This is a genomic window from Aeromonas sp. S15(2024) (assembly GCF_041402265.1).
GTDB classification, from domain to species: domain Bacteria; phylum Pseudomonadota; class Gammaproteobacteria; order Enterobacterales; family Aeromonadaceae; genus Aeromonas; species Aeromonas dhakensis.
This window is the reverse complement of the sequence record NZ_JBGLQY010000007.1, coordinates 161,242-180,991: the sequence shown is the minus strand read 5'-3', so window position 1 is coordinate 180,991 and position 19,750 is coordinate 161,242. Positions and strand designations below refer to the sequence as shown.

Genomic DNA, 19,750 nt, shown 5'->3' with positions numbered 1-19,750 from the left:
TCGTACAGAAGAAACTTGGATTGACTCATTTTTTGTCAAAAAAGACCATTTATGGAAATGAAATGGCCATATCAATCCTTCCTTGCCGATGCAATATCTTTACAACGACCGGCAAAACATGGAAGAACGAGGAGGAAACTGAATGTCTTTATCACCCGCTTTTTTAGGACGGATCCATCGCCTGTACACAGGGTTGACGAATGTCGCCCATGCATCGAAACCGGCAGACGTGGTGCTCTTCATCACGCTGGCCTGCTTCATGGGCGTACTGCAGGGCTGTTACGGAAGTAACGAAAGTGACGCAAGTGACAACGCTCCGACTGCGCAACTGACGGCAATGGAATCGCCTAACGTGCCCGGCCGAATGGAACTCGATGGAACTCTTTCCGTTGCAAGCGGTGAGAGAAAACTGGTTTCTCACACCTACACGGTAAAAAACCTGGATACGGACGAAACCGTCTATGGGCCGGTTACCATTCAGGACTGGCTGGACCAGGGGCCGCTCAAAATTCATCCCTACGCCGATACCGCCTCAACCAACGGTGTCAAGGACGTTTCGGGGAACTACCAGGCGACGCTGACCGTCACGGATGATGCAGGCCAGACGCACACCGCAATGAAAAATTTCGCCCTGGGCGGAACGGTTGCGTACGCTATCGACACCTGCGATGCAACCTGTTCCATGGCATCCGGCAATTCAAGCCAGGTGATGTGCACCCTGAACACCAGCTGCAATCAAGCGATTCTCTGGACCAACATCATCACCCAGGCAAGCGCCCTCAACAGCGCCGTAGACGAGAATACGACCCTGTGGATACAGGCTATCGGTGCCGCAGGAGGTAACGGCACTAACAATTCATTTGGCGGAGGATCGGGAGCCGGCGGCAAAGGAGGCTTTGCCCAGACGGTCACCACCGGCACCGAGTATGGAAACATTTTCGGAAACGCCATTTTCTACTACTACTTGGGGCAAGCGGGAAGTCACGATAGCAGCGGAGGATCCGGAGGCGCTGCCACGATCGTGACGAGCGTTGAGCCGGACGGCTCCCTGCCACAAAGCGAGATTGTTCTGATCGCCGGCGGTGGCGGCGGTGGCGGCGAGGGTAGCTCTATCTTCAGCGGTTCCATGCAAGGCGGCGGTGGTGGCAACGGTGGCTTCGCGTATTCAAGCCAGGTTGGCAAGTCGGCAACCGGCGTAGGCACAGACTCGTTTTTTGATGGTTTGAATAATTCAGTGAACGGTTTGGGCGGTGGCAGAACCGGTTGCACGGAAGGTGTGGCCTGTGGCGGCGGCGGTTATCACGCTGGATATCAGGGTTTCGGCGGCGCGTCGGGAGGGTCGGGCTCTGAAGGTTCAAAGGGCTGGATCAATGGTGGACCCGATCTGGCGGTCAATGCCGGGAAAGGTGGTGAGGGCGGTAACCCGGCCAGCTGCGGCGGTGGCGGCGGTGGCGGTGGCTACGGCGGCGGCGGCAGTGGAACCATAGATGGCATGTACTCTAAGGACGCTTACCGATGCTACGGGGGGGGTGGAGGCGGCAGTTATGCGATGCCTTCAACCACGACGGACAGCAACGCCCCGACTTCCTATGCCGGAAATTCCGGAAACGGTGAAGTCCTTTTCATCTTCAACACCGATCCCTCATAGAACGAGCCTGATACGTGCGGGGAAGCTCCCTCTCGGATGAGAGGGAGCTTCCCCTACCCTTTCCCTTTGTCAAACGCGCCGACAGTTCTCCCGGTTTCGAAAGCATCACATCATGCCCGGCATCGCACTCTTCCATTTCTCCACCCAGTTTTCCCACAAAGCGGCGGTGAGTATTGGCTCAAGGAGTGGGCGCTGGCCTCTCAAGGGGAACCCCTCTTTCCCGCCACCCTCAAGGTGCAAAGCAAGGCGGGGGATCTTGATTTGAAAGTAAGCGCCGCCAAGCCGGCGGTGCTGCAGGGCAAACAGGGTTACAGCGAGAAGAGCCCGGGCAACGCCTCCTTCTACTACTCCTACCCGCGCCTGACCATCAGCGGCACCCTGACCCTGGATGGCGAGACCCGCCACGTCAGCGGTGAGGGTTGGTTCGATCATGAGTGGAGCAGCTCGGTATTGGCCGAGTGGCAATCGGGCTGGGACTGGTTTTCGCTGCAGTTTGACGATGGCCGCGAGCTGATGCTGTTTCGCCTGCGCACCAAGGCAGGACGCGCCAATTCCGAAAACAAGCCAGAAAACCGCTATGGCATCCTAATTGAGCGGGACGGCAGCAGCCGGGTGCTGAATCCTGCGCAGATCCGCCTCACCCCCGGCAAGACCTGGCGCGGCCCCAAGGGGCAAGCCTACCCCATCGAGTGGCAGCTTAAGGCCGGGGATCTCAACCTCCGCATTCAAGCTCGACAGCCCAATCAAGCCATGACGGGGCGCTTTGACTACTGGGAGGGGGCGGTTTCCGTCTCGGGAGACGCAAAAGGCGTTGGCTATCTGGAGATGACCGGCTACTGAGCCTTGCCCCCTGCTTACCCTCTGGTGACAGCCCACCCGGCATCAAAAACCCCGGCCAGGCCGGGGTAACAACGCAGTGCTGTGACGGAATATAAAGGCGAGATCAGGGCTGCTTGTCGCCCACCATCATCAGACCATGCTGTTCCGGGAAGCCCACCACCAGGGTCGTCTTGCGGGTATCCGGCATCTCGAATGCGGCGACGTAGGCCGTTGCCCCCTCTTTGGCCTTGGCCAGGCCCAGCATCCACTTGTTCTCAAACGGGCTGAGATCGCTTGATGCCTTGAAGCTGCACTTGCCAAACCCGCTCAGGTTAAGCTTGCTGAGCTCCTTGCCAGGCTCTGCATTGCCCTTGCCGGTCAGGGTACAGCCCGCCTTGGGAAATTCGATCTCCAGGGTCAGGGAGCCGCCGTTGTTGGTGCTGCGGATCAGCCCCACCATGGCATCGCCAAAGCCGGCGTCCTCTGCCACCAGCCAGCTGTCGCTGCTGATCGTCCGGGTGGCGAGCTTGCTCACGGCAAGGTGGCCGCTCCAGTCGCGATAGAGGGCTGTGCTCTGATCCGGATCCCGGAACTGGGTGCCGGTACGGCTGAAGTCAAAGGTCCAGCGCTTGACCTCCTTGCCAGCCAGATCGGTTACCGCTTTGTCTTGAAAGCTGATGAGGTTGTGGTCGTTGCTCTGGGCATCGAGCCGCTTGCCCCGCACCGAGGTGCGCTCCAGCAGCACCGGATAGATACCATCCTTGTTCTCTTTCTGGGCAGCCTGCCCCATCCATTGCGAAGAGGTAATCGACTTGCCGTCGTTCTCGACCCAGACGCCCCAGCGCTGCTCGCCATCCCCCTTGGGATAGACCAGCGCCAATCCTTCCAGCCCCTTGATCATCTTGAGCGGCCCCTGATCGCCATCACGGCTGAGCAGGTTCGCCTCATAGACGCCGGCATCGGGCAAGGGCAGCGGTGCGCGCTTGGCGATGCTGTTGGCCGCCTTCTCGCTGTCGCAGGCAGACAGGGCGGCGGTGCAGGCGATGGCCAGCATGGCTTTGTGGTGCATTCTCATGACTCTTGTTCCTTGCAATTGCTTTGTTATGTGAGGTCATTCAATCGCCGCTGAATTTACTGGAGGAAGGGTTCGCCGGTCGACGCAAGATCTGTAACCAGCTGTTACAAGGCATTGATGAGCAAGAGATAACACATGAATTGATTGACCGGGCGGTGTAGCAACAAGAAGAGAGGCCATCTCCCCTCCCCCCGTTTCTCTCGACCGTTCCACGTCAAAATCTGACCGCCATCAAGATTTCATTCAAATCCCACGGATCAGCTGTTTTTTTACTCAACAAGACTGGTCAGCGTTTGATAGGCTACTCATCCGGCCCTTAGAGCACAAAAGATAGCCAAGGAGTGGCTATGATCCGTACCTCTTCAATTCAATCCACACCAGCACTCTGGGAGCTGAAATCCCGTGTAGTAGGTATCCTATTTTCTGGAATAGCCGATCTGGTTCAATTTATCAATTTTCACAAACAGGAAAAACTATGAATAAAGTTCTCATTACTGGTGCTGGAGTTGATAAAACAACCGGCATTGATTTTCCACTAGCAAATAAATTATTGACTGAAGTTTCTAGGTTTATAAATGGTGAGGGTGCTAGTTTTGAAAAATCTGTTAGAAATGCCCTTCCTGGACTTAGGTTTGACTTCAATAGGTTCATTAACAATGAAATAGAAAACATTACCAAAAAAGATATAGAACAGCTTAAGAAAATTGTTGAATTGGTAAGTGATGCTGAAAGAAAAATAAAAGATGACTCTGACATTTCAAAAAAAAGAGGTCAGGTTATCATTCGATTATTTGAAAAGCTTGTTGAAATAAAAAATGCTAGCCATATTGATGATGAAACTTTTCAATTGATATCAGAAGCTTTTGGTATGGAGTTTACCGAGAGTGACTTTATAATTGATGTTCACAAAATGTCGTTATCAGAAACCTTCAAGCTGATACTGAAAATTACATTAAAAGAAAGCTTAGTTTCAGACGGAAATCCAATTGCTGATGCAATTGCCTCTCACATGTTAGACATTGAGCAACTTTTAATTCAAAAATTTTTAGGTTTTTATAGCCAAAATCAAGCTGATGTAAAAAACTACATATATATATCTTGGTGTTTGTGGGGTTATCTTGTTTGGAAACAGAATCACGTCCTTAATAGTTTTAAGGGTGGTGAAATTCCTTTTTATTCAAACTTACCAAAGGGAATTGATGCTATTACCCTAAACTATACTACATTCTTAGCAAATACAGGCATTAAAAATATAATATATTTTCATGGTGGTTTATCAGAATACGTACGTATGGACACTAGGCAACTATTACCTATTAACAACATAGATAATATTGACTTGAAAAGATTCATCGATGAAGAAATATCTTCAAACATTGACTTTAGTAAAAATGATATTGAAAGCCAGAAACATGTAATACCTTCAATGGTTCCACCGTTGAAACTAAAACCAATTTTATCACATAAATACATTGATACATGGGCAAGAGCAGCAGAGCTAATACATAACTCTCAAAAAGTCGTAGTGATAGGATATTCATTTAATAATTCAGATGAGCATTTTAACGACATTATAAGGAATAGCATTACGAGAAAATACGATATTGTAGCTCCAGACGTATTATCCGATTCTTTTTTAAGGAGAATAGAGAAAGTATTCAATGTCCCTATTAGTAATTTTTCGAATACTAACGTTCAAGGAAAAAGAGCTAAGACCACACAACACATTAGGTTAATCTCGGCTTGTGCCGATCAACTTGACATAAATCAGCTATTTAATGATTTATAAAATACATTTAATTATAACAACAGTACCTATCCGTCAACGAAGAACATAATAAAAGGGAAATAAATGGGATCTTTCAGATTTATAATACAGCAAAGCTGCCACCATTCTTGGGACCAATTTTTCACATTGACCTCAGTAAAAAACGAATTAGCAAAAATAGAAAACTTAATTTCTTTCCAGGCTATATCCCCAGCACCCAATGACATTTTCAAAGTATTCCAATGCAACTTAACAGAATTAAAGGTTGTAATCATGGGGCAAGACCCATACCCCCAACCTAACGCTGCCACAGGGAGAGCTTTCGAAGTTGGAAACATGACCTCTTGGGGGGCATTAGGACATTTGCATGCATCACAAAGAAACATCCTGAAGCTACTGCATTATAATAAAATGAAAAAAACTAGCGTGCAAAATATTGGCGTAGTCCTTAAGGATCAATCTTTCATCTCTGGGATACTTGCACCAAACAAATTATTTTTGAATTGGGAACAGCAAGGTGTATTACTTTTGAATGCAGCTCTTACATGCCCACAAGGGAACACTAGTGTGTCTAACGCTCATGCTAAAATATGGCGTAAATTTACAAGCCTGTTAATAACATTCATCGATTCAAACAATAATAATCTAAGTTGGTTTCTATGGGGAAAGGCTAGAAAATACAGTTCAAAAATATCTCATGGCATTAAATATTTATCTTACCACCCACGTAACAATTCGACTACAACAAACTCTTTTTATTCTCAAAATCATTTCAGTAAAATAAGTACTATTAAGTGGGCTTAATAGTAGACGATGTACTTTTTATATATTCCCCCCAGCATGATAAATCATGCTGGGGGTATTTATCTCGCCGCCTGATCCACCAGATAGAGGATGCTGTGATAGGGGATGCCAGCGTGCTGGCTAAGCCCCATTTCGCAGGTGCGGCTATTGCTGAATCCCTGTCGACAATCCCTGGGCACCTGGGCGGGCAGGCTGGCAAGCGCCGCGGCGTTGAGCTCAGGCGTCATCAGCCCCTTGTCGCCGGCAAAGCCGCAGCACTGGATATGCTCAGGCACAATTACCTCGCGGGCGCAGGTGCGGGCCACCGCCAGCATGGTCTCCCCCAGCCCCATGCGCCGGCTGCTGCAGGTGATATGGAGCATCACGGTCTCATCGATGGGGGTCAGTTCAAGGTGGGGCATCAGGTGTTCCAACACAAAGGCGGAGGGCTCGAACACCCGAAGGCCCTTGCCGATCGCCCCCGAGAGTAGCCGCTGCACGCAGGGGCTGGTGTCGAGCAGCACGGGCCAGCGCCCCTGCTCGCTTGCCTGCCACAGGGCCTCGGCCAGCTCAGTGCGCTTGGCTGCGGCCACCTCGACCATCCCCTTGCTGTCATAGGGCATGCCGCAGCAGAGCCCCTCAACCCCAGTCGGCACTATGACCCGGCAGCCCGCTTTATTGAGGAGGGATTGCACCACCTGTGGCAGTGACGGGGCCTCCTCCTGCTGGCCGAACACCCGGCTGGCGCAGGACGGCAGGTAGACCACGGCGCGATCCTCTCCAATGCCCTCGCTGGATCCGCCATGGTTCCCCTCCCCTTGCGGCCAGTGGTAGCGGCTCGGCCCCGGCAGGGTGGGCAGCCAGGCGGGTGTGCGCTGGCCGCTCAGATGGCGAACCCCGTTCACCAGACCTGCCAGCGTTTTCTCTCCCAACACCTTGCCGGCAACGGCTTTGAGGCCCAGCGCACTGCGGGCGGTGCGGGTAACGCCAGCGAAGTGATCGGCGCTCCATCGGGCGATGGGCACGAAGCGCTGGTACTTTTCGCTGCGCAGCTTCTTGATCAGGCTGCCGGTGTTGATGCCCACCGGGCAGCGATCGGCGCACAGCCCGGTCGCGGCGCAGGTGTCGATGCCCTGATAGTCAAACAGCCGGGCCAGCTGGTTGGAGGGCTCATCGGCACGATTGCGGCGGGCCAGTTCGCGATAGAGCACGATGCGCTGGCGCGGCGAGAGCGACAGGGTGCGCGAGGGGCAGACCGCCTCGCAAAAGCCGCACTCGATGCACGGATCGACGATGGCATCGCTCGCCGGCATGGGCTTGAGGTGGGCCAGGTGGGCCTTGGGGTCGTCGTTGATGATGACGCCGGGATTGAGCAGGTTATCGGGGTCCAGCAGCGCCTTGATGCGGCGCATCAGCGCCATCCCCTCCGGCCCCCATTCCAGCTCCACATAGGGGGCCATGTTGCGGCCAGTGCCGTGCTCGGCCTTGAGAGACCCGCCAAAGCGCACCGCGACCAGCTCGGCCACCGCATCCATAAAGGCGCCGTAGCGGGCCACCTGGGCCGGATCGTCAAAGCCCTGGGTAAAGACGAAGTGCAGGTTTCCCTCCAGCGCATGGCCGAAGATGATGGCTTCACCGTATGCGAAGCGATCGAACAGTTGCTGCAGCCCCGCCACCCCTTCGGCCAGACGCTCGATGGGAAAGGCAACATCCTCAATGATGACGGTGGTGCCGGTGGTGCGCACCGCCCCCACCGCCGGGAAGAGCCCCTTGCGAATAGCCCAGAGCCCAGCACTGTCGCCGGTAAAGGGCACAGAGGCGACCTGAGCGAACTCGGCCGCCATGGCCGTCACCAGCTCGCAGCGATCCACCAGCTCTTCCTTCGATTCCCCATGCACCTCGACAAGCAGGGCGCAGGCAGCCAGATCCAGCATCTTGATAAAGTCCGGCAGGCCGGGCTTGCCCGCCACCGAGCGAAGGGAGCGTCCATCCATCAGCTCCACCGCCGCCACCGGGGCGCTTTTCAGGCGCGAGGTGGCCAGACACGCCTGCTCGGCGTCCCGAAACACCAGCAGGGCCGAGGCCTTGTGGGGGTATTCGGGCACGGTGTCGAGCACCACCTCGGCGATAAAGCCGAGGGTCCCCTCCGAGCCAATCATCAGGTGGGTGAGGATATCGACGGGGTCCTCATGATCGAGCAGGGCATTGATGGCGTAGCCGGTGGTGTTTTTGAGCCGGTACTTGTGGCGAATTTTGGCGGCAAGCTCGGCGTTCGCCAGCACCTCGGCGCGCAGGGCGGCGAGCCCCGCCAGCAGCCCCGGGCGTTTGGCCGCAAAGGCGGCGCGGCTCTGCGGATCGCCACTCTCCAGCACGGTGCCATCGGCCAGCAGCAGGGTCATGGCGTGCAATGTGTGGTAGCTGTTGTGGGCGGTGCCGCAGCACATGCCGCTCGCGTTGTTGGCGGCGATGCCGCCCAGCTTGCAGGCGTTGATGGAGGCCGGATCCGGCCCAATCTTGCGCCCCAGAGGCGCCAGATAGCGGTTGGCATCGGCGCCGATCACCCCGGGTTGCAGGGCAATGTGGGCCCCCTCGTCCAGAATGCGGTGGCCGCGCCAGCTGTCGGTCAGGGTGATGAGCACCGAATCGCTCAGGGCCTGACCCGAGAGGCTGGTGCCGGCGGCGCGAAAGGTGCAGGGCAGGCCCAATTCGCGGCACACCCCCAGCACGAAGCGCACCTCCTCGAGGGAGTCGAGGCGTACGATGCGCTCGGGCACCAGGCGGTAGAAGCTGGCGTCCGTGCCGTGGGCTAATCGCAGATCCGGATCGCTCACCAGCCGCTCTGGCGGGATGCGCGAGAGCACGGCGTCATCAAACTGGTTCCAAAGCATCAGCAATCCTCCACCAGCACTACCAGCAGGCGGCTAGGGCCGTGGGCACCGTAGGCCAGGGTCTGCTGGATGTCGGCGGTCTTGGAGGGGCCGGAGACCAGCAACAGATTGGTGGGCATGGCCTGCTGCCAGCGCCCGGCCGCCACCAGCCCCGCCAGGTTGTCGGCAATGGTGGAGGCCGCCAGCAGGGCGATATGGCAGGGGGGCACTAGGGACAAGGTGCGCGGCTCACCGCCATCCGGCAGCAACACCAGAGTGCCGGTATCGGCGATGGCCCCCGCGCAGTGGGTGATCCCCGCCTGACAAACGTCAAACAGCTCGTCTTTCCAGCCGGCGAACTCCCCCGCCGGGGTCAGCACAGAGCGCCCGGCGCAGGCGGCCGCGACCGCCGCCTGCCAGCGGCCGCACTGGCCACAGGCCAGATGCGTCACTCCCTCTTCATCCAGCCAGGCGGCCAGATCCCGGGCCAGGGTTTCCTCCTTGACGGTCAAGATCTCGGCGTGGCTGGCGGTGATCATGCCAACAAAGCGCTCGCGCCGCGCCGGTTCATCCTCCCCGCGCCAGGGCTGCCAGCCATGGGGGGCCTGGGCGATGGGGGTGGCGGCGCCACGCAGGCGGTTCAAGATAGCCTCTTTGCTCGACATCTCAGGACTCCTTCTTCTTCTGGCGCAGCAGGGCGTGCAGGCTCTGGGGGGCGGGTTTGGGGGCCTCGCGGCACTGGGTCCAGGGGCCAAGGTGTTTAGGCATCAAGCCCCGCAGGCGACCGGCCACACCGGTCGCGGCGTGATAGAGGCGCGGGTGGGTGGCGGCAAAGGCAAAGCCCTGTATGGCAAGGGTCTCTAGCCGGCTCTTGGCCGCCCCCTGCCCCGCCAGCGGCTCGTGGCCAGGCTGTGCCTCGTGTTTGGCCTCCCGACGCAGGCGCTGCAACAGGTCGGGAATGGGGATGCGCACCGGGCACACCTCGCCGCAGGCACCGCACAGGCTCGATGCGGTCACCAGATCCTGGGTGCTGTCGAGCCCCAGCAGATGGGGGGAGACTATCTTGCCGATGGGGCCCGGATAGATGGTGCCGTAGGCGTGGCCGCCGATGCGGGTGTAGACCGGGCAGTGGTTCATGCAGGCGCCGCAACGGATGCATTGCAGGGTCTTGCGCAGCTCTTCGTCCCGGTAAGCCTGGCTGCGGCCGTTGTCGAGCAGCACCAGGTGCACCTCGTCCGGGCCATCCAGCTCCCCTGTCCGGCGCGGGCCGCTGATGACGTTGAAGTAGGTGGTGATGGCCTGACCGGTGGCCGAGCGGGTCAGGGCGCTATAAAGCGGCGGCACGTCGGAGAGGAACTCCACCACCTTCTCGATGCCAGTGATGGCCACGTGGACTTTCGGCACAGTGGTGCACATGCGCCCGTTGCCCTCGTTCTCGACGAGGCACAGGCTGCCAGTCTCGGCCACCGCGAAATTCACTCCAGAGAGCCCCATGCCGGCGCGGCGAAACTCTTCGCGCAGAGCCCGCCGCCCGGTCTGGATCAGTTCGTCCACGTCGGTGGTCGGGGTGAAATCTGCCAGATTGCCGGCGAAGGTATCGCTCACCTCCTGCTTGTTCTTGTGAATGGCGGGCATGATGATGTGGGACGGGGTGTCGCCATCGAGCTGGACGATAAACTCCCCCATGTCGCTCTCAAGGCAGCGGATGCCGTGGCGCGCCATCTCGTGGTTGAAGCCCACCTCCTCGCTCACCATGGACTTGCCTTTGACGATGCTGCTCACCCCATGCTGCTGGGCGATGCCGAGGATGATGGCGTTGGCCTCGGCCGGCGTCTGGGCCCAGTGCACCCGGATGCCGTTGCGCTCGCAGTTGGCTTCGAGTTGCTCCAGCAATTCCGGCAGACGCGAGAGGCAGCGCTGGCGGATCTGCTCGGCCGCATCGCGCACCGCCGCTTCTTCCTGCGGGTTGGCGAAGGCGTCGCGGCGCTTGCCGCGCAGGTAATCCATGGCGCCGCGAAAGTTCTGGCGCAGCACGGGGTCGGCCAGGGCCGCCTCTGCCTGAGGATGGAAGCGGCGCGGCGAATACTTGGCGTGCTCACTCATGATGGGCCCCCTGTTTTTGCGCTTGTAAACCTTGATCCACCGGCTCGCTATGGGCGAGCAGGAAGCTGGCCAGATGGGTGGCGGGCAGCCGCTTGCCCTGATAGGCCAGGGAGCCCTTGATGTTCAAGAGGCACCCCCAGTCGGCGCTCACCAGGGTGTCGGCGCCGGTGGCAAGCAGGTGGCGGGTCTTGTCTTCGACCATGGCCTGGCTGATGTGGGGATGGCGCACCGAGAAGGTGCCGCCAAAGCCGCAGCACTCGCTCTCGTAGGCCTGCTCGTGCAAAGTAACCCCATCGAGTTGCCCCAGCAGGCTGCGAGCCGTGGTGTGCACCTGCATCTCGCGCCGGGCCGAGCAGGAGGTGTGCATCACTATGCTCGCCTCCCCCACCCCGTGCCAGCGCACCCGGCAGATCCGGGCCAGAAACTCGGTGAGCTCGAACACCCGATCGCAAAAATCGGCCACCTCGGGGCTCTCGGGGAAGAGGCGGCGGTAGTGGTGGTGCATCATGCCCCCGCAGGAGCCCGACAGCACCACCACCGGCCAGGGCTCGGGGAAGAGCGCCATCTGGCTTTGCGCCACCTTGCGCGCCTCCTCCTCATGACCCGAGGTGTAGGCCGGCTGCCCGCAGCAGGTCTGTTTCTCGACAAAGTGCACCCTTATCCCTTCCCGCTCGATCAGGGCGATGGCATCGAGCCCCGCCACCGGGTCGAACAGGTCCACCAGACAGGTGGCGTAGAGATAGACATCGGCCGGCTTGGCCGGATAGACCCGCATTACCTTCATCACTTGCTCTCCTTTACTTCAACTGCAGCAGTGCGTCCGAGACGTGGAAGCTGTACATGAGCGCCAACCCGATAAGGCCGGTGGCCAGCAGGTAGTAGAGGGTCGGCAACGCGGTCTTGCGCAGCGTCGCCCCCTCGCGGCCCAAGAGGCCCACGGTGGCCGAGGCCGCCACCACGTTGTGAATGGCAATCATGTTGCCAGCCGCTGCGCCCACGGCTTGCAGCGCAAGCATGGCGGCAGTGGAGACACCCAGGGTCTGCGCCACCTCGAACTGGAACTGGCTGAACATCATGTTCGACACCGTGTTGGAGCCGGCGATAAAGGCCCCCAGCGCGCCTATGGTGGCGCTGAGCGCCGGGAAGAACTCCCCCACCAGCCCGGCGGCAAAGTTCGCAGTAGTCACCGGCATGCTGGCGAGATCCGCCCCGTTGACACCGGAGTTGATGAAGATGCGCACCATGGGCACGGTGAAGATCAGCACGAAACCGGCGCCGATCAGGGTGCGGCTCGACTCGCTCACGGCGCGGCCGAGGGGGGCCAGGGTGCGGGCCTGAATCAGGGTGGCAAGCAAAGCGCAGAGCACCAGCAGGCCCCCCGGCAGGTAGAGCGGCTCAATGGAGGCGCTGATTCCCTTCTCCCCCAAGAGATCGGTGAAGGCGAGGCTCACCGACAACAGGCTTGCCTTGAACTCCGGGCTCACCCGGCTCGCCACCAGCAGGAGGGCCAGCGCCACATAGGGGAGCCAGGCCAGCAGCAGGGACATGGGGCGGCCGGCGGCCTCTTTGAGATCGAGCTTGAGGGAGCCCAGCCACTCGGTGGGCCACTCATGCTCGGGGGCGAAATCCCAGCTGTTTTTTGGCACCAGGAAACCGCGGCGCGCCGCCGTTACCACCAGGGCCAGCCCCACCAGACCGCCGATAAGGGACGGGAACTCGGGGCCGAGCAGCATGCCGGTCAGGGCATAGGGCACGGTGAAGGCGAGCCCGGCGAATATCGCGAACGGCAGGATGGAGAGCCCCTCGGTCCAGCTGCGGTTGCGGCCGAAGAAGCGGGTCAGCATCATCACCATCAGCACCGGCATCAGGGTGCCGACGGTGGCGTGAATGAGGGCCACGTTGGTGGTCACCTGCTGCAGGTAGATGTCCCAGCTGCTGCCGCCGGCACTCAGGGTGTGGCCGATGGCCTGGTTATCCAGCCCCTTGTTGATCCCCACCAGGATGGGGGTGCCCACCGCACCAAACGACACCGGGGTGGACTGGATCATCATGCCGAGCAGCACGGCAGCGAGCGCCGGGAAGCCGATGGCCACCAGCAGCGGAGCGGCGATGGCGGCCGGGGTGCCAAAGCCCGAGGCTCCCTCGATAAAGGCGCCGAAGCACCAGGCGATGATGATGGCCTGGATGCGCCGGTCCGGCGAGATATTGGTGAAACCGCCGCGAATGGCGCTGATGGCGCCGGTGTGCTTGAGGGTGTTGAGCATCAGGATGGCGCCGAACACTATCCAGAGCACGGTCACCGTGATGATGAGCCCCTGCAGGCTGGAGGCGAGCACCCGGGTCGGGCTCATCTGCCAGCCCCACAGGGCGATGAATACTGTCAGGATAAAGGCGATGGGCATGGCGCGCTTGGCGGGCCAGTTGAGGCCGACCAGCAGCACGGCGGCCACCACGATCGGCGAGAAGGCCACCAGGGCCAACAGGGTGTCTGTCATCATTGCGTCCTTGTCCGAGCGGTGCAGAGGCGCACCTTGTTGTTGTTTTGTTAAGCGGACGTGACCTTACCCTGTTCTTTTTTCGCGATATATGGAAATAATGAACAACATTCGTTCCAAAAATCGATAAATATGACCAGTACCGACGACCTCATTCTCTTCGCCCAGGTGGTGGAAGCAGGCTCCTTCAGCAAGGTGGCCGAGCAAAATTCCCTGACAAATTCAGTGGTTAGCAAACGGATCGGGCGCCTGGAGGAAGAGCTTGGGGTGCAGCTGCTCTATCGCACCACCCGCCGGCTCACCCTGAGCGAGGCGGGCAAGGAGCTCTATCAGGGTGCCAAAAATGTGAAGGCCGCCGCACTGGACGCCTTCGATGCGGTGGCGGGATTTGGTGAAAAGGTGAGCGGTCACGTGCGGATGTCGGTGCCCACCATCTCCGGCGAGCTGCTGCTCGCCGATGCGGTGGCCGATTTTTGCCAGCAACACCCCGGGCTCACGGTGGAAATGTCGCTCGACAACCGCTTCGTCAACCTGGTGGAAGAGGGGTTCGACCTGGTCATTCGCACCGGCTATCTGGATGATTCGAGCCTGATTGCCCGCCACATTCTCGACTCCCAGTGGGTGATCTGCGCCGCGCCCGCCTACGTGCGCCGCTTCGGGGCGCCGCGCGAGCCGTCGGACTTGCTCACCCACAACTGCCTGCGCTACGCCTATCAGAGCACGGGGGCCTCGGAGTGGGCCTTCAAGGGGGAAGAGGGCAACTATCTGCTGTCGGTGTCGGGCAGTTTTTGCACCGACAACGCCGGCGCCCTGCGCAAGGCGGCGCTGGGTGGGCGCGGCATCGTCTATGTGCCGCGCTGCCTGGTCTATCACGATCTGATGAATGGCGAGCTGGTGGATCTCTTCCCCGATCAGGTAGGCAAGAAGCTCGGGATCTACGCCGTCTACCCCTTCACCCGCCAGCCGCCGCGCAAGATCAGGCTGCTGATCGAGCACATCCGCCAGCGCTACCTTGATATCGCCCACTACTTCGGCTAGCGAGGATGGCGGTCATCCTATGTCAATGCGGGGCTTTTTGAGTCGGGCGGCAGCGTTGCCTACCATGCCCCTCCCCTTCAGCGTGCTGGCTCAAGCCACCAGGGCCGCCTCACATCGGCGGCTGGCGCCAATTCAGCCGGGCTGGGCGGTGAGGAAGGCCAGCGACTGGCGGTTGAAGTGCTCGGGCCGCTCCACGTTGCAGACGTGGCCGCAGCCGTCGATGATCTCGAGCCGACTGAAGGGGTCCCGGGCCACCTGCTCGCGTACCGGGGCGAGGAACATGTGATCCTCCTCCCCCATCACATAGAGAGTGGGAATGGGCAGGGCCCGTTCGCGGAAGTAGCGCATCAGGGGATTCACCTCGGTGGCGAGGCGGAACCAGCGCTTGAACTCTTGCTGGCACAATTTGCGCGCCTCGCGCACGAACAGGTTGCGCGACTCCTGATGGTGCTGCCGCGGCATGATGATGAAGGCGAACAAGCGGTAGAGCCACATGTAGGGCAGGATGTGCTGGCCAAGGCGGCCGAGCTGCACCAACACCCGCGAGCGGATGTCGAGGCGCAAAATGGCGCCGCCCAGCACCATGCTCTTGACCCGCTCGGGGCAAAGCTCCGCCAGATGGCGAATGAGGATGGTGCCAAGGGAGATGCCGACGAAGTGGGCGCGGCGAATGTTGAGGTGATCGAGCAGTTGCAGGATATCCTCGGTCACCGCCCGGAAGCTGTAGTGACCCTTGATCACCTGCTGCAGCTTGTGGGACTGGCCGTGGCCGCGCAAGTCCAGCAGCAGCACGTTGAAGTGTTCGCGATAGGCGCGCAGCTGCTTGAACCAGATGGAGGAGCTGCCGCCCGCCCCGTGTACGAATACTACCCAATCCCGCTCGGGACCCAGCTCGAAGGTCTTGTGATACAGCATCTTGCGACTCCCTCATCGACGGCATTGGGGTATAGTAGGCGCGCATCTTAGCAGATTTTTTCACCCGACTAATACGTTTGCACCGCAAGCAGCCAGGAGCATGACCATGGAGTTGACCCGTTTGAGATCCTTTCTGCTGACCCTGCCGGGCGCTCAGGAGGATACCCCCTTCGGCCCTGAGATCCTGGTCTATCGCATCGCCGGCAAGATGTTTGCCCTGCTGGACTGGCAGGCCGAGCCGCTGCGGCTGAACCTCAAGTGCGAACCCGAGCTGGCCCTGCTGCTGCGCGAACTCCACCCCGAGGTCAAACCGGGCTGGCATATGAACAAGCAACACTGGAACACGGTCACCTTCAGCGATGACCTGGCCGACGATCTCTGGCAGGGCTGGGTGCATCACTCCTACGAGCGGGTGGTGGCCGGTTTGCCCAAGGCCAAGCGCCCGCAGGCACCCCAGCGATGAGCCCCGCCATGGCGGCAGAGCCCAGACTCGTCCGGCTGAACGAGCAGCACATCCCCGCCCTTTGCACCCTGTTCGAGCAGTCGGTGCGAAGGATAGGCCCGCAGCACTACAGCCCGGAGCAGGTGGAGCAGTGGGCCCTCGGCGCCCGTCATCCCGGCTTTGTCGGCCAGCTGCGCGAGCACCACGGCTGGGTGCTGGAGCAAAACGGCGAGCCGCTCGGTTTCGTCACCCTCAGCCAGGATGGTCACCTCAGCCTGCTCTATGTGAGCGCCGATCACCCGCGCTTGGGCTATGGCGGCCTGCTGCTGGCCGCGGCCCTCGCCGAGGCGCAACGACTCGGACTCAAACAGCTGACGACAGAGGCCAGCGCCTTCAGCTATGGGCTATTTTTACGGTATGGCTTTGAGCTGACCGGATTGGAGAGCGTGGAGCGCGGCGGGGTCGGTTTTATCCGTTATCGCCTGCACTGTCGCTTGCCAAGCTAGGTCCAGCCACTAAAATACGCACAGTTTTTCCGTATTGTTGAGGATTGAGGCCGCCATGGTTGTAGAAAGCGAAGGCTATATCGCCCTGATTGAGTATCTGGTGGAGAGTCTGGGACTGTTTGAAACCCCGCAACAGAGCAGTGGTGAACAGACCATCGAAGATCTGGTGAGCAGCCGGGTGGCCGGCAACCTGATGGCCATCTGCGAGCAGAATCCGCAGCTCGATCCCAAGTTGCGCTTCGTGATCATGCAGGAAGCCGATGCGGTGGTGGCCGATCTGGAAGAGGTGCTCTCCGCCGTCTGGCTGCGCGCCCCGACCCCGGAGCAGAAAGCCTTCCTCGAAGAGTTCATCGATCTCATCAAGAACCTGTTTGACGGCGCCATCAGCTGAGCGCCGTGGCGAACGCCGGCGTCGTCACTCCCCCACCATTTTTCGCACCGCAGAAATGAAAAGGGCCGCCTTCATTGGCAGCCCTGCTTGCTAGCATTTCAACTCATCAAGTTTTTCAATGACTTTTATGAATTTCGAGGCAAGAAATGTGTCTGGTCTTGGCCGCCGTCCATGGTGGCTACCAAGTTGGGCAAGCCTGGTTCGAATAAGTTCCTCTCCATGACACATTTTTTTATGATTTTTTTCACGCTTCTGACAAAGCCCGATAAAAAGGCCGCAAAGGCGGCCTTTTTCTTTTCACCATCAATGACGAGTCACAGATACCCGTCATCTTGCCCTAGCGGTTGAGGCTCGGCGGCAGGCAGACGCCGATGCCACCCAGGCCGCAATACCCTTCCGGATTCTTCTCCAGATATTGCTGATGGTAATCCTCGGCGTAATAGAAGGGAGCCAGCGGCAGAATACGGGTGGTGATGGCGCGGCCGTCGCCGCTGGCCAGCATCGCCTGCTGATAGGCGGCCAGACTCTGCTGGGCAATCGCCTCCTGGGTGTCGTCCCCGAAGAAGATGACGGAGCGGTACTGGGTGCCAATGTCGCCACCCTGGCGCATGCCTTGGGCCGGATCGTGCTGCTCCCAGAACAGCTTGAGCAGATCGCCATAGCCGATCACCTTGGGATCAAACACCACCTGCACCGTCTCGGCATGGCCGGTCAATCCGCTGCACACCTCCTTGTAGGTGGGATTCTGGGTCACCCCGCCCTGATAGCCGGCGGCGGTGGAGTAGACCCCTGGCTGCTGCCAGAACAGCCGCTCCACACCCCAGAAGCAGCCCATGCCAAACCAGGCCACCGCCATCCCTTCAGGCCAGGGGCCCTGAGTCGGGTGACCATTGACCGCATGCTGCTGGCCAATCACCATCGCCTCGCGGCGTCCCGGCAGCGCGTCTGCCGGCGAAATAATCTGTTCCATGCACCCTGTCCTTGTATAAAAACCTGTGCGATCACACAGCTGACGAAAAGGAATATCGAAGATAACAGTTTATGGGCCGGGATCAACCTGGGGCGTACCGCCACACCGCTGACGCCCCTGCCCCGCCTGGTATCGCCACCGTTCGCCCTGCCTGACCACCGCGATGACAAAATCACACTAAATCAATATTTAATCTTGATTTGTGCATTTATTTTCATATATTGAGCCCATTGCTGTTTTTTTATGGAAGATGCCTCAAGTGCGTGAACGCGAACCCAGCCTGGTCTATGCCTTTCGGCAGTCTACCCCCTACGTCAATGTGCACAGAGGCGCCACCTTCGTGCTGATGATGGGGGGGGAAGCCCTCTGCCACCCCAATTTCGCCAACATCGTCAGCGATATCGCCCTGCTGCAAACCTTAGGGATACGCCTGGTGCTGGTATTCGGCTCCCGTCCGCAGAACGACGAGGCGCTGGCCCGTGCCGGCATCGAGGCCCAGTACCACAAGCGCATCCGGGTCACCGATGACGAGAGCTTCGCCATCATCAAGCAGGTGTGCGGCGGCTTGCAGTACGACATCACGGCCCAGCTCTCCATGGGGCTCGCCAACACACCGATGCAGGGTGCCCGCATCAGCGTGGTGAGCGGCAACTTCGTCACCGCCCAGCCGCTCGGGGTGGATGACGGCATCGATTTTTGCCACAGCGGCCGGGTGCGCCGCATCGACGTGGAGGGGATCACCCGCCAGCTGGATCAGAAGAGCCTGGTACTCATCTCCCCCATCGGCTGCTCGGTCACCGGCGAGAGCTTCAACCTGAGCTCGGAAGAGGTGGCCCGCCGGGTGGCGGTGGATCTGAAAGCGGACAAACTCATCTGCTTCAGCAGCACCCAGGGGGTGATGGATCGCCACGGCGAGGCCATCTCCGAGCTCTTCCCCGAGCAGGCCGAAGAGCTGCTGGTGGAACTGGAGCAGGCGGGGGAAGAGATGTCCGGCACCGCCCGCTATCTGCGCGCGGCCATCGCCTCCTGCCGCGGCGGCGTGCCCCGCTCCCACCTGGTGAGCTATCAGGATGACGGTGCCATGCTGCAGGAGCTGTTCAGCCGCGACGGCCTCGGCACCCAGATAGTGCGGGAAAGTGCCGAGCAGGCGCGCGCCGCCACCATCGAGGACATCGGCGGCATCCTGGATCTCATCCGCCCACTGGAGGAGGAAGGCATTCTGGTGCGCCGCTCCCGCGAGCAGCTGGAGATGGAGATCGACAAGTTCACCATCATCGAGCGCGACGGCCTCATCATCGGCTGCGCGGCGCTCTACTGCTTCATGGAAGAGGCGATGGCGGAGATGGCCTGCGTCGCCATTCACCCCGACTACCGCAACTCCAACCGGGGGGATCAGCTGGTGGCCAAGGTGGCCGAGCGGGCCAAGCGGCTCGGCATCCGCCGCCTGTTCGTGCTCACCACCCGCTCCATTCACTGGTTCCGGGAACGGGGCTTCGATCCGCTGGAGGTGGAAGATCTGCCGGTGGCGCGCCAGCGCCTTTACAACTGGCAGCGTCGCTCCAAGGTTTTGTCAAAGACAATCGTATAACCCATTGATTTTGCGTTGGCTTGGCTGACTTTTTGAACTTTTTCACAAACTCGATTGACAGTGCAATCCAACGCAAGGTATTTCTAAATGCACTCCACCGCCCTGGTGGAGCCAGAAGAGGAGCGCTGCCCAGGCAGCCCGAGGGAGGACACCAGTGTCCGGTGAACTTGGGTCAGGGGGAGCAGCGCCGAGACATCTGAGGCAACTGGATACCTCAGTGTCGGCTGCGGGGGCTGAATCCCCCGGGTTGTCATCGGTAGTGGTCATCCCCCACCGCGCCCCGTCAGGGGCGGGTACGGGATGGGCTCTGCGGGTGGAGTGCTTCTGGCCGGGATAGCTTCG

General features: G+C 59.5%; 17 protein-coding genes, 1 pseudogene and 1 riboswitch. Of the genes and pseudogenes, 10 read left to right on the top strand and 8 right to left on the bottom strand.

What is annotated here, in order from left to right; all coding sequences use genetic code 11:
- Positions 1–142 precede the first annotated feature (142 nt).
- Positions 143–1,648: a hypothetical protein gene (locus ACB033_RS15660; RefSeq protein WP_371140603.1), complete on the top strand. Its 1,506-nt coding sequence runs from the start codon at positions 143–145 to the stop codon at positions 1,646–1,648.
- Between the two features lie 159 nt (positions 1,649–1,807).
- A pseudogene (locus ACB033_RS15655) lies at positions 1,808–2,488 on the top strand (lipocalin family protein); the annotation flags it as partial.
- Between the two features lie 103 nt (positions 2,489–2,591).
- Here the strand turns inward: ACB033_RS15655 and ACB033_RS15650 are convergent.
- Entirely contained in the window at positions 2,592–3,536 is a 945-nt protein-coding gene (locus tag ACB033_RS15650) for a hypothetical protein (RefSeq protein WP_371140615.1), read from the bottom strand.
- A gap of 353 nt (positions 3,537–3,889) precedes the next feature.
- Between ACB033_RS15650 and ACB033_RS15645 the strand changes: the two genes are divergently transcribed.
- The 3 genes from ACB033_RS15645 to ACB033_RS15635 all read left to right on the top strand — a co-directional run bounded on the left by ACB033_RS15645 (position 3,890) and on the right by ACB033_RS15635 (position 6,114).
- Positions 3,890–4,021, top strand: coding sequence for a hypothetical protein (locus tag ACB033_RS15645; protein WP_265342729.1), 132 nt, complete (start codon positions 3,890–3,892; stop codon positions 4,019–4,021).
- Positions 4,018–5,331, top strand: coding sequence for a hypothetical protein (locus ACB033_RS15640; RefSeq protein ID WP_371140602.1), 1,314 nt, complete (start codon positions 4,018–4,020; stop codon positions 5,329–5,331). The genes ACB033_RS15645 and ACB033_RS15640 overlap by 4 nt, the downstream gene beginning before the upstream one ends.
- 63 nt (positions 5,332–5,394) lie before the next feature.
- Positions 5,395–6,114, top strand: coding sequence for a uracil-DNA glycosylase (locus tag ACB033_RS15635; protein WP_371140601.1), 720 nt, complete (start codon positions 5,395–5,397; stop codon positions 6,112–6,114).
- 59 nt (positions 6,115–6,173) lie between these two features.
- Here ACB033_RS15635 and ACB033_RS15630 read toward each other — a convergent pair whose 3' ends face one another.
- From ACB033_RS15630 to ACB033_RS15610, 5 genes are read right to left on the bottom strand one after another with little or no spacing between them, the layout of a single operon-like run.
- Complete coding sequence (locus ACB033_RS15630; RefSeq protein WP_371140600.1) at positions 6,174–8,981, bottom strand: FAD-binding and (Fe-S)-binding domain-containing protein; 2,808 nt, start codon at positions 8,979–8,981, stop codon at positions 6,174–6,176.
- Positions 8,981–9,625 (bottom strand): lactate utilization protein C, encoded by a 645-nt coding sequence (locus ACB033_RS15625; RefSeq protein ID WP_371140599.1) that lies wholly within the window; start codon positions 9,623–9,625, stop codon positions 8,981–8,983. The genes ACB033_RS15630 and ACB033_RS15625 overlap by 1 nt, the downstream gene beginning before the upstream one ends.
- 1 nt (position 9,626) lies before the next feature.
- Positions 9,627–11,063, bottom strand: coding sequence for a LutB/LldF family L-lactate oxidation iron-sulfur protein (locus ACB033_RS15620; RefSeq protein WP_371140598.1), 1,437 nt, complete (start codon positions 11,061–11,063; stop codon positions 9,627–9,629).
- The gene (locus tag ACB033_RS15615) at positions 11,056–11,847 is read right to left on the bottom strand and encodes a (Fe-S)-binding protein (protein WP_371140614.1); all 792 of its coding nucleotides are present in this window, start codon (positions 11,845–11,847) and stop codon (positions 11,056–11,058) included. Before ACB033_RS15615 ends, ACB033_RS15620 begins: the two co-directional genes overlap by 8 nt.
- Before the next feature lie 13 nt (positions 11,848–11,860).
- The gene (locus ACB033_RS15610; protein ID WP_371140597.1) at positions 11,861–13,558 is read right to left on the bottom strand and encodes an L-lactate permease; all 1,698 of its coding nucleotides are present in this window, start codon (positions 13,556–13,558) and stop codon (positions 11,861–11,863) included.
- 60 nt (positions 13,559–13,618) lie between these two features.
- On the opposite strand from ACB033_RS15610, the gene ACB033_RS15605 reads away from it, so the two are divergent.
- A complete protein-coding gene (locus ACB033_RS15605) occupies positions 13,619–14,596 on the top strand; it encodes a LysR family transcriptional regulator (protein ID WP_139752725.1) in 978 nt (325 codons plus the stop codon).
- Between the two features lie 132 nt (positions 14,597–14,728).
- Here ACB033_RS15605 and ACB033_RS15600 read toward each other — a convergent pair whose 3' ends face one another.
- Positions 14,729–15,511 carry an alpha/beta fold hydrolase gene (locus ACB033_RS15600; protein WP_371140596.1) on the bottom strand — a complete coding sequence of 261 codons (783 nt, stop codon included), beginning with the start codon at positions 15,509–15,511 and terminating at the stop codon, positions 14,729–14,731.
- A gap of 106 nt (positions 15,512–15,617) precedes the next feature.
- On the opposite strand from ACB033_RS15600, the gene ACB033_RS15595 reads away from it, so the two are divergent.
- From ACB033_RS15595 to ACB033_RS15585, 3 genes are read left to right on the top strand one after another with little or no spacing between them, the layout of a single operon-like run.
- Positions 15,618–15,974: an MmcQ/YjbR family DNA-binding protein gene (locus ACB033_RS15595; RefSeq protein WP_005302071.1), complete on the top strand. Its 357-nt coding sequence runs from the start codon at positions 15,618–15,620 to the stop codon at positions 15,972–15,974.
- A complete protein-coding gene (locus ACB033_RS15590; protein WP_124251165.1) occupies positions 15,971–16,459 on the top strand; it encodes a GNAT family N-acetyltransferase in 489 nt (162 codons plus the stop codon). The genes ACB033_RS15595 and ACB033_RS15590 overlap by 4 nt, the downstream gene beginning before the upstream one ends.
- A 55-nt stretch (positions 16,460–16,514) precedes the next feature.
- The gene (locus tag ACB033_RS15585) at positions 16,515–16,850 is read left to right on the top strand and encodes a DUF3802 family protein (protein WP_371140595.1); all 336 of its coding nucleotides are present in this window, start codon (positions 16,515–16,517) and stop codon (positions 16,848–16,850) included.
- Between the two features lie 337 nt (positions 16,851–17,187).
- On the opposite strand, the gene msrA is transcribed toward ACB033_RS15585, so the two are convergent.
- Entirely contained in the window at positions 17,188–17,820 is a 633-nt protein-coding gene (gene msrA / locus ACB033_RS15580; RefSeq protein ID WP_017782944.1) for a peptide-methionine (S)-S-oxide reductase MsrA, read from the bottom strand.
- 259 nt (positions 17,821–18,079) lie between these two features.
- Here msrA and argA point away from each other — a divergent pair, with 259 nt between their 5' ends.
- Positions 18,080–19,408 carry an amino-acid N-acetyltransferase gene (gene argA, locus ACB033_RS15575; protein WP_011706389.1) on the top strand — a complete coding sequence of 443 codons (1,329 nt, stop codon included), beginning with the start codon at positions 18,080–18,082 and terminating at the stop codon, positions 19,406–19,408.
- Between the two features lie 107 nt (positions 19,409–19,515).
- A riboswitch (Lysine riboswitch) is annotated at positions 19,516–19,740 on the top strand.
- The last annotated feature ends 10 nt before the right edge of the window (positions 19,741–19,750 follow it).

Excerpts from the sequence above, each read along its gene's own strand:
- ACB033_RS15615 (WP_371140614.1), bottom strand. The coding sequence starts at position 11,847 with ATGAAGGTAATGCGGGTCTATCCGGCCAAGCCGGCCGATGTCTATCTC.
- ACB033_RS15645 (WP_265342729.1), top strand. The coding sequence starts at position 3,890 with ATGATCCGTACCTCTTCAATTCAATCCACACCAGCACTCTGGGAGCTG.
- ACB033_RS15625 (WP_371140599.1), bottom strand. The coding sequence starts at position 9,625 with ATGTCGAGCAAAGAGGCTATCTTGAACCGCCTGCGTGGCGCCGCCACC.
- ACB033_RS15600 (WP_371140596.1), bottom strand. The coding sequence starts at position 15,511 with ATGCTGTATCACAAGACCTTCGAGCTGGGTCCCGAGCGGGATTGGGTA.
- ACB033_RS15635 (WP_371140601.1), top strand. The coding sequence starts at position 5,395 with ATGGGATCTTTCAGATTTATAATACAGCAAAGCTGCCACCATTCTTGG.
- ACB033_RS15585 (WP_371140595.1), top strand. The coding sequence starts at position 16,515 with ATGGTTGTAGAAAGCGAAGGCTATATCGCCCTGATTGAGTATCTGGTG.
- ACB033_RS15660 (WP_371140603.1), top strand. The coding sequence starts at position 143 with ATGTCTTTATCACCCGCTTTTTTAGGACGGATCCATCGCCTGTACACA.
- ACB033_RS15650 (WP_371140615.1), bottom strand. The coding sequence starts at position 3,536 with ATGCACCACAAAGCCATGCTGGCCATCGCCTGCACCGCCGCCCTGTCT.
- ACB033_RS15590 (WP_124251165.1), top strand. The coding sequence starts at position 15,971 with ATGAGCCCCGCCATGGCGGCAGAGCCCAGACTCGTCCGGCTGAACGAG.
- ACB033_RS15640 (WP_371140602.1), top strand. The coding sequence starts at position 4,018 with ATGAATAAAGTTCTCATTACTGGTGCTGGAGTTGATAAAACAACCGGC.
- ACB033_RS15595 (WP_005302071.1), top strand. The coding sequence starts at position 15,618 with ATGGAGTTGACCCGTTTGAGATCCTTTCTGCTGACCCTGCCGGGCGCT.
- msrA (WP_017782944.1), bottom strand. The coding sequence starts at position 17,820 with ATGGAACAGATTATTTCGCCGGCAGACGCGCTGCCGGGACGCCGCGAG.
- ACB033_RS15620 (WP_371140598.1), bottom strand. The coding sequence starts at position 11,063 with ATGAGTGAGCACGCCAAGTATTCGCCGCGCCGCTTCCATCCTCAGGCA.
- ACB033_RS15610 (WP_371140597.1), bottom strand. The coding sequence starts at position 13,558 with ATGACAGACACCCTGTTGGCCCTGGTGGCCTTCTCGCCGATCGTGGTG.
- ACB033_RS15630 (WP_371140600.1), bottom strand. The coding sequence starts at position 8,981 with ATGCTTTGGAACCAGTTTGATGACGCCGTGCTCTCGCGCATCCCGCCA.